General features: G+C 66.0%; 6 protein-coding genes. 3 read left to right on the top strand and 3 right to left on the bottom strand.

Annotation, left to right across the window (positions count from 1 at the left end):
* From PHX69_RS13375 to PHX69_RS13385, 3 genes are all read right to left on the bottom strand, one after another.
* The coding region (locus tag PHX69_RS13375; protein ID WP_288044301.1) for a DUF3683 domain-containing protein at positions 1 to 3,550 on the bottom strand (3,550 nt) is incomplete at its 3' end.
* Between the two features lie 128 nt (positions 3,551 to 3,678).
* Positions 3,679 to 4,908, bottom strand: a complete 1,230-nt coding sequence (gene serA / locus PHX69_RS13380; RefSeq protein ID WP_119014653.1) for a phosphoglycerate dehydrogenase — start codon at positions 4,906 to 4,908, stop codon at positions 3,679 to 3,681.
* A 174-nt stretch (positions 4,909 to 5,082) separates the two neighbouring features.
* Positions 5,083 to 5,361 (bottom strand): hypothetical protein, encoded by a 279-nt coding sequence (locus PHX69_RS13385; protein WP_288044305.1) that lies wholly within the window; start codon positions 5,359 to 5,361, stop codon positions 5,083 to 5,085.
* Between the two features lie 73 nt (positions 5,362 to 5,434).
* Between PHX69_RS13385 and hemA the strand changes: the two genes are divergently transcribed.
* The 3 genes from hemA to prmC all read left to right on the top strand — a co-directional run.
* Entirely contained in the window at positions 5,435 to 6,733 is a 1,299-nt protein-coding gene (hemA, locus tag PHX69_RS13390) for a glutamyl-tRNA reductase (RefSeq protein ID WP_288044307.1), read from the top strand.
* Between the two features lie 61 nt (positions 6,734 to 6,794).
* A complete protein-coding gene (gene prfA, locus PHX69_RS13395; protein WP_288044309.1) occupies positions 6,795 to 7,883 on the top strand; it encodes a peptide chain release factor 1 in 1,089 nt (362 codons plus the stop codon).
* Positions 7,884 to 7,963: 80 nt separating this feature from the next.
* On the top strand, positions 7,964 to 8,735 hold a 772-nt coding region (gene prmC, locus PHX69_RS13400), incomplete at its 3' end, for a peptide chain release factor N(5)-glutamine methyltransferase (protein ID WP_288044312.1).

Genomic DNA, 8,735 nt, shown 5'->3' on the forward strand with positions numbered 1-8,735 from the left:
TCTTCATCGAGTCCTGCAACTTCATGGGGTTGTGGCAGGGTTCGTGGTACAGGTAGCCGCCCTGGCCTGCGGGCAGGGTGATGCCTTTTTCGAGCAAAAACTCGTGGATGTCGATGATGCGGCAGCCGGGGAATATCTGGTCAAACTCGTAGCCCTGGAGCTGGTCGTAGCAGGTGCCGCAGCTGACCACCACGGTTTTGATGTCCAGGTAGTTGAGCGTGTTGGCCACGCGGTGGAACAGCACCCGGTTGTCGGTGATCATCTTCTCGGCCTTGTCGAACTGGCCCGAGCCGCGCTGCGGGTAGCCGCAGCACAAATAGCCCGGTGGCAGCACGGTCTGCACGCCCGCATGCCACAGCATGGCCTGCGTGGCCAGGCCCACCTGGCTGAACAGCCGCTCGGAGCCGCAGCCGGGAAAGTAAAACACCGCCTCCGTCTCCGCCGTGGTGGCCTGCGGGTTGCGGATGATGGGCACGTAGTTGCGGTCTTCAATGTCCAGCAGCGCGCGCGCGGTTTGCTTGGGCAGGCCACCGGGCAACTTCTTGTTGATGAAGTGAATCACCTGCTCCTTGATGGGCGGTGTGCCCACCGTGGCCGGGGGTTTGGCGGTTTGCTTGCGGCCCACTTTGCGCAACAAATCCACGGCCAGGCGCTGGGCCTTGAAGCCCACGCCCACCATGGCCGAGCGCAGCAGCTTGATGGTGTCGGGGTTGGTGGCGTTGAGCATGGTCATGGCCAGCGCATTGCCAGGGCGGAAGGTCTTTTTGCCCATCTTGCGCAGCAGGTTGCGCATGTTCATGGTCACGTCGCCAAAGTCGATCTTCACCGGGCAGGGCGTGAGGCATTTGTGGCACACGGTGCAGTGGTCGGCCACGTCCTCAAACTCTTGCCAGTGGCGGATCGAGATGCCCCGGCGCGTTTGCTCTTCGTACAAAAAGGCTTCCACCAGCAGCGAGGTGGCCAAAATCTTGTTGCGCGGGCTGTAGAGCAAATTGGCGCGCGGCACGTGCGTGCTGCACACGGGTTTGCACTTGCCGCAGCGCAGGCAGTCTTTGACCGAATCGGCAATGGCGCCGATGTCGCTTTGCTGCATGATCAGCGACTCGTGGCCCATCAGGCCAAAGCTGGGGGTGTAGGCGTTGGTCAAATCAGCGTAGAGCTGGTTTTTTTGCACCAAATCGGCCTCTGGCGCCCGACCACCGGGCGCTTTAAGCTCCTGATTTCGTAGCAATTTTCCTTTGTTGAAGCGCCCTTCGGGGTCTACTTTTTGCTTGTACTGGGCAAACGGGCGCAGCTCTTCGTCGGTCAGGTATTCGAGCTTGGTGATGCCGATGCCGTGCTCGCCCGAGATCACGCCGTCCAGGCTGCGCGCCAGAACCATGATGCGGCCCACGGCTTCGTGGGCGGTTTGCAGCATGTCGTAGTCGTCGCTGTTGACGGGCAGGTTGGTGTGGACGTTGCCGTCGCCCGCGTGCATGTGCAGGGCCACCCAGACGCGGCCCTTGAGCACGCGCTGGTGGATGGTGCTGCACTCGGCCAGCAGCGGCGCAAAGGCGGCGCCCGAAAAAATGTCGGTCAGCGGCTTGCGGATCTGCGTCTTCCAGCTGGCGCGCAGGCTGTGGTCTTGCAACTGGGTAAACAGCGTTTCGATGTCATGCAGCCACAGCGCCCAGAGCTGGCGGGCGTCGGCCACCACGGCCAGCGCCTGGGCCACGCGCTCGGCCAGCAGCTCGGGCGATGGCGCCTCCAGATCGGCGGCGCCCTGCGGCCCCAGCGGCAGGTTGCCGCGCGTGAGAAAGGCCGTCAGCTCATCGCACAGCTTGATTTTGTTGCGCAGCGAGAGTTCGATGTTGATGCGCTCGATGCCGTCGGTGTATTCGGCCATGCGCGGCAGCGGGATCACCACGTCTTCGTTGATCTTGAAGGCGTTGGTGTGGCGGCTGATGGCCGCCGTCTTTTTGCGGTCGAGCCAGAACTTTTTGCGCGCCTCGGGGCTGATGGCGATAAAGCCTTCGCCACGGCGCGAGTTGGCAATGCGCACCACCTCGCTGGTGACGCGGGCCACGTCGTCGGCGTTGTCGCCCGCGATGTCGCCAAACAGCACCATCTTGGGCAGGCCGCCGTGCTTTTTGCTCTTGGTGGTGTAGCCCACGGCTTTGAGGTAGCGGTCGTCCAGGTGCTCCAGCCCGGCCAGCAGCACGCCACTGCGCTTTTGCTCGGCGAACATGAAGTCCTTGATCTCGACGATGCTGGGCACGGCGTCTTTGGCGTTGCCGAAGAACTCCAGGCACACGGTGCGCGTGTGCGCGGGCATGCGGTGTACCACCCAGCGCGCGCTCGTAATCAGCCCGTCGCAGCCTTCTTTCTGGATGCCGGGCAGGCCCGCCAGAAACTTGTCGGTCACGTCCTTGCCCAGGCCCTCTTTGCGGAAGGTTTTGCCCGGAATGTCCAGACGCTCGGTGCGGATGAAGGTTTTGCCGTCGGCCTCGTAGTAGTTCAGCTCAAAGCTGGCCATGTCCACGTCGTGGATCTTGCCCAGGTTGTGGCCGATGCGCGTGACCTCCAGCCACTGGGCCTGCGGCGTGACCATGCGCCAGCTGGCCAGGTTGTCCAGCGCCGTGCCCCAGAGCACGGCTTTTTTGCCACCGGCGTTCATGGCGATGTTGCCGCCCACGCAGGAAGCCTCGGCGCTGGTGGGGTCCACGGCAAACACAAAGCCTGCGCGCTCGGCGGCATCGGCCACGCGCTGGGTGACCACGCCCGCTTCCGTCCAGATGGTGCCCACTTCGCGGTCCACGCCAGGAAGCTTGCGCATCTCCACCTCGGTCATGGCTTCGAGCTTTTCGGTGTTGATGACCACGCTCTTCCACGTCAGCGGAATGGCGCCGCCGGTGTAGCCGGTGCCGCCGCCGCGCGGGATGATGGTCAGCTCCAGCTCGATACAGGCTTTGACCAGACCGGCCATTTCCGTCTCAGTGTCGGGGGTGAGCACGACGAAGGGGTACTCGACGCGCCAGTCGGTGGCGTCCGTCACATGGCTCACGCGCGAGAGGCCATCGAACTTGATGTTGTCCTTGGCCGTCAGGCGCGCCAGCGTGCGGCGCACCTGGCGGCGCAGCTGCGTGATCTGGTCAAAGGCGGCGTCGAACTGGCGCACGGCCTGCGATGCGGCCTGGAGCAGCTCGCCCACCAGGGCGTCGCGCGCGGCATCGTCGTCGGGGGTGCGGCGCTTTTGCACTTCGCCCAGGCGGTGCTCCAGCGCCTGCACCAGGAGCTTGCGCCGGTCGGGGTTGTCCAGCAGGTCGTCTTGCAGATACGGGTTGCGCTGCACCACCCAGATGTCGCCCATCACCTCGTAGAGCATGCGCGCCGAACGGCCCGTGTGGCGCTCCAGGCGCAGTTGCTGCAACACGTCCCAGGCGCGCTCGCCCAGCAGGCGGATGGTGATCTCGCGGTCGGAGAAGCTGGTGTAGTTGTAGGGAATCTCGCGCAGTCGCACGGGCTCGGGGGTCTGCGCCATCAGGACGGCCAACGTGGTGGGAGCATTCATGGGGGAAGCGGTGGAAAAGGGGGAGTAAGGGCAACACGCCCTGTTACAGGAAATGGGGGGACGAATTCTAGGCAATCAGCGCCGCGCCTGCATGACAGCAGCCCGCGCAGCGCACACGCCCCCGGCACTCAAAACAGCACGCGACAACGCAAGGTGGCAGGAATCTGCGCCAGTTTTTCCAGCGCCAGCGCGGACGAGGCGGCGTCAATGTCGATCACCACGTAGCCGATGCGCTCGTTGGTTTGCAGGTACTGCGCGGCCACGTTGATCTGGTTGTCGGAGAACACGCGGTTGATCTCGGACATGACCCCCGGCACGTTGCGGTGTACGTGCAGGATGCGGTGCTTGCCGCGCTGCGCGGGCAGCGCCACCTCAGGGAAGTTGACCGACGACGTGGTGGTGCCGTTGTCGCTGTATTTGACGAGCTTGTCGGCCACCTCCAGCCCGATGTTGGCCTGTGCCTCCAGCGTGGAGCCGCCAATGTGCGGCGTGAGGATGACGTTATCAAGGCCGCGCAGGGGCGAGACAAACTCGTCCTGGTTGCTGCGCGGCTCGACCGGGAACACATCCACCGCCGCACCCAGCAGCTTTTTGGCGCGCAGGGCATCGGCCAGCGGCTCAATCTGCACCACCGTGCCGCGCGAGGCATTGATGAGGATGGCGCCGGGCTTCATGGCGGCGATCTCGGGCGCGCCGATCATCCATTGCGTGGACGGCAACTCGGGCACGTGCAGGGTCACGATGTCGCTGGCAGCCAGCAGCTCGTTCAGGTTGGCGGCCTGGCGCGCGTTGCCCAGCGGCAGCTTGGCCACCACGTCATGGAACAGCACGTTCATGCCCAGGCCCTCGGCCAGCACCGACAGCTGCGTGCCAATCGAGCCGTAGCCCACGATGCCCAGCGTCTTGCCGCGAATCTCATAGGCGTTGTCGGCCGACTTGAGCCAGCCGCCGCGGTGCGCCACGGCGTTTTTCTCGGGCACGCCGCGCAGCAGCAAGATGGCCTCGGCCAGCACCAGCTCGGCCACGGAGCGGGTGTTGGAATACGGCGCATTGAACACGGCAATGCCGTGCTCCTGGGCGGCCTGTAAATCGACTTGGTTGGTGCCGATGCAGAAGCAGCCGATGGCCACCAGCTTGGGCGCGTGGGCCAGCACCTCGGCATTGAGCTGGGTGCGTGAGCGGATACCAATGAAATGCACGTCGGCCAGGCGCTCTATGAGTTCGGCCTGCGGCAGGGCGCCGCTCAGGGATTCGATGTTGCTGTAGCCAGCGGCTTGCAGCACCTGGAGCGCGGAGGGGTGCAGGCCTTCGAGCAGAAGAAACCTGATCTTGCTTTTGTCCAGCGATGTGGGGCTCATGGCGCGGTCCTGTGTCGGCGAAGCCCAGGCCACCGTCTGCAGGCGCCCGGGCTTGGAAGCTTGGCGGGCCATCCTAGCATGGTGCAGCGCACAAAAGCGCCGTCTGGCACGGCTGCCATTACCCGCGCCAGGGGCAAACGCGCCCGGCGCTGGCGCAGCGCCGGGGCCACGCCGTCAACGCCGCGCGGGCCGCACCAGCCACCACTGGCTGCTGGCACAGGCCAGCACCAGCGCGGTGTAAGTCAGCATCTTGCCGTCGCGGCCAAACCCCCATAGCCCCAGCAGCAACACCGCGCAGCCCACTATAAAGTTGATAGCTGCTTGCGCAATCCAGGCGGGCGTTTCAGCCGTTTTTGACCAAAAAACACGGGCGCACAATGGCAACAGCAGCGCCAGCGCCGCAGCCGGCGCCACCAGGTTCAGCAGGTGATTCAGAGCAGCCGCAAGGCCCATAAAAAGAATGCCCTTCGAGGTGGGTACAGACGCCTGCGGCGCAGGCGGTGCAACAAATTTTATAATCCGGCATATGGCAGTCTGGGCCCTCGGCATCAACCACACCACCGCGCCCCTCGACCTGCGCGGTCGTTTCGCGTTCGCGCTGGATCAAATCGCGCCCACGCTGCAAGGGCTGCGCCAGGCGCTGAACCAGTCGGGCAGCCCGCGCGGCGTGGAGTCGGCCATCATCTCCACCTGCAACCGCACCGAGATTTACTGCGCCGGTGAGCAAGCGGCCCTCGACCATACGCTGGGCTGGCTGGCGCGCAGCGGCGGCGTCAGCCCCGACGTGCTGCGCTCGCACTCCTACGTGCTCGAAAACGGCCCCGTCGCGCGCCACGCCTTTCGCGTCGCCAGCGGGCTCGATTCCATGGTGCTGGGCGAGGCGCAAATCCTCGGCCAGATGAAAGACGCCGTGCGCGCCGCCGAAAGCGCAGGCGCCCTGGGCAGCACGCTCAACCAACTCTTCCAGCGCAGCTTTGCCGTGGCCAAAGAGGTGCGCACCAGCACCGAAATCGGCGCGCACAGCATCAGCATGGCCGCTGCCGCCGTGCGCCTGGCCAGCCAGCTGTTTGAAGACCTGGAGCGCACGCGGGTGCTGTTTGTCGGTGCGGGCGAGATGATCGAGCTGTGCGCCACCCACTTTGCCGCGCGCAACCCCGCCAGCCTGGCGATTGCCAACCGCACGCTGGAGCGCGGCGAAAAGCTCGCCACCCGTTTTGGCGGCACCGTGATGCGCCTGGCCGATCTGCCCGAGCGCCTGCATGAATTTGACATCGTGGTCAGCTGCACCGCCAGCAGCCTGCCCATCGTGGGCCTGGGCGCCGTCGAGCGCGCCCTGAAAAAACGCCGCCACCGCCCCATGTTCATGGTGGACTTGGCCGTGCCGCGCGACATCGAGCCTGAGGTCAAGCAGTTGGAGGACGTGTACCTCTACACCGTCGATGACCTGGCCAGCGTGGTGCAAACCGCGCAGGCCCACCGCCAGGCCGCTGTGGCGCAGGCCGAAGCCATCATCGACGCGGGCGTGCAAAGCTTCATGCACTGGATGGAGCAGCGCGACCCCGAGCACGGTGTGGTGCCGCTGATCCAGCAACTGCAGCAGCAAACCGACGCCTGGCGCGCCGCCGAAATCGCCCGCGCCAAAAAACGCCTGGCGCGCGGCGAAGACATCGACAGCGTGCTCGACGCCCTCTCGCGCGGCGTGGCCCAGAAGATGCTGCACGGCACCCTGGCCGAGCTACGCAACAGCGACCCCGCCGCCCGCGCGCAAACCGTCGATACGGCCACGCGGCTGTTTTTGCGCACTCAAAGCAAAAAACCACTCTAGCGCCCACGGGGCGGGCGCTAGCAGCTACATACTTTGTAGCAAAACAACACCCCCTATTTGCATGAAACCTTTTCTCCAGACCCAGTTGGAGCGCTACGCCCGGCGCCTGGCCGAGCTTGACTTCCTGCTCTCGCGCGAGGACATCATGGCCGACATGGCCCAGTACCGCGTGCTCTCGCGCGAGCACGCCGAAGTCACCGCCATTGCCGGGCGCTACCAGCGCTGGCGCCAGCGCAGCGCCGACCTGGAAGGCGCCCGCGACATGCTGGCCGACCCCGACATGGCCGAGATGGCGCAGGAAGAAATCGACAGCGCCACGGCAGAGCTAGAGCAGCTGGAGGCCGAATTGCAGCGCCTGCTGCTGCCCAAAGACCCCGATGACGCGCGCAACGCCTTCCTGGAAATCCGCGCGGGCACCGGCGGCGATGAGTCTGCCCTGTTTGCGGGCGATCTGGCGCGCATGTACCTGCGCTATTGCGCCAACACCGGCTGGCGCACCGAGGTGGTCAGCGAGAGCCCGTCCGAGCTGGGCGGCTACAAAGAAATCGTGCTGCGCGTGATCGGCGACAACGCCTATGGCCAGCTGCGCTTTGAATCGGGTGGCCACCGCGTGCAGCGCGTGCCCGCCACCGAGACGCAGGGCCGCATCCACACCAGCGCCTGCACCGTGGCCGTGATGCCCGAGCCCGATGAAACCGAGGCCATCAAGCTGAATCCGGCGGATTTGCGCATAGACACCTTCCGCGCCAGCGGCGCCGGGGGCCAGCACATCAACAAAACCGATTCCGCCGTGCGCGTAGTGCATTTGCCCACCGGCATCGTGGCCGAGTGCCAGGACGGGCGCAGCCAGCACGCCAACAAGGCCAAGGCGCTGCAAGTGCTGCAAGCGCGCATCCAGGAAAAAGAGCGCAGCGAGCGCGCCGCCAAAGAAGCCGCCGAGCGCAAGGGCCTGATCGGCAGCGGCGACCGCAGCGACCGCATCCGCACCTACAACTTCCCGCAGGGGCGCCTGACCGACCACCGCATCAACCTGACGCTGTACAAGCTGCTGGCCATCATGGAAGGCGACCTGGGCGAGGTGCTGCAAGCCATGCAACACGCCCGCGAGGCCGAGCAGCTGGCCGAGCTGGAGCAGGCCAGTGGCCTGTGAATACCATCTATTTCAAGCCAAATTGGCTTCCATCCCTTGTGTGATCAGCGCGAGCAGCTATCAAAAAATGAGTCCATCCCGTGTCTGACCTGAACCACGCCCTGGCCCACGCCCGCGCGCTGGGGCTGGAGCGCATCGACGCCCAGCTCTTGCTGCTGCACACCCTGGGCCGCGCCGATGCAGGCCGCGCCTGGCTGCTGGCGCACGACACCGACGCCATCGCCCCCGAGGCACTGGCGCGCTTCAGCGCCCTGTGCCAGCGCCGTGCTGCGGGCGAGCCGGTGGCCTACCTCACGGGCGTGAAAGCGTTTTACGGTCTGCCGCTGCACGTCGACGCCCGCGTGCTCGACCCCCGCCCCGACACCGAAACCCTGGTGGACTGGGCGCTGGAAACCATCGCGCCCCTGCGCGCACCGCGCCTGCTCGATTTGGGCACCGGCAGCGGCGCCATCGCCCTGGCGCTGCAACACCAGCGCCCCGACGCCCAGGTGCTGGCCGTGGACGCCAGCCCCGACGCCCTGGCCGTGGCCCAGGCCAACGCCACGCGGTTGGGGCTGGCGGTGCGCTTTCAGCACGGCCACTGGCTGCAAGGCGTGGCGGGGCTGTTCGATGCCATCGTCAGCAACCCGCCCTACATTGCCGCGCAAGACCCGCACCTGGCGGCCCTGACGCACGAACCGCTGCAAGCACTGGCCAGTGGGGCCGACGGGCTGGAGGATATCCGTGCCATCGTCGCGCAGGCCCCGGCCCATTTGCCACCGGGCGGCTGGCTGCTGCTGGAGCACGGCTGGGACCAGGCCGAGCGCGTGCGCGCGCTGCTGGCGGCAGCCGGATTCGGGCAGGTGCAAAGCC

The organism is Simplicispira sp. (assembly GCF_028687295.1).
Taxonomy (GTDB): Bacteria; Pseudomonadota; Gammaproteobacteria; order Burkholderiales; family Burkholderiaceae_C; genus Simplicispira; species Simplicispira metamorpha.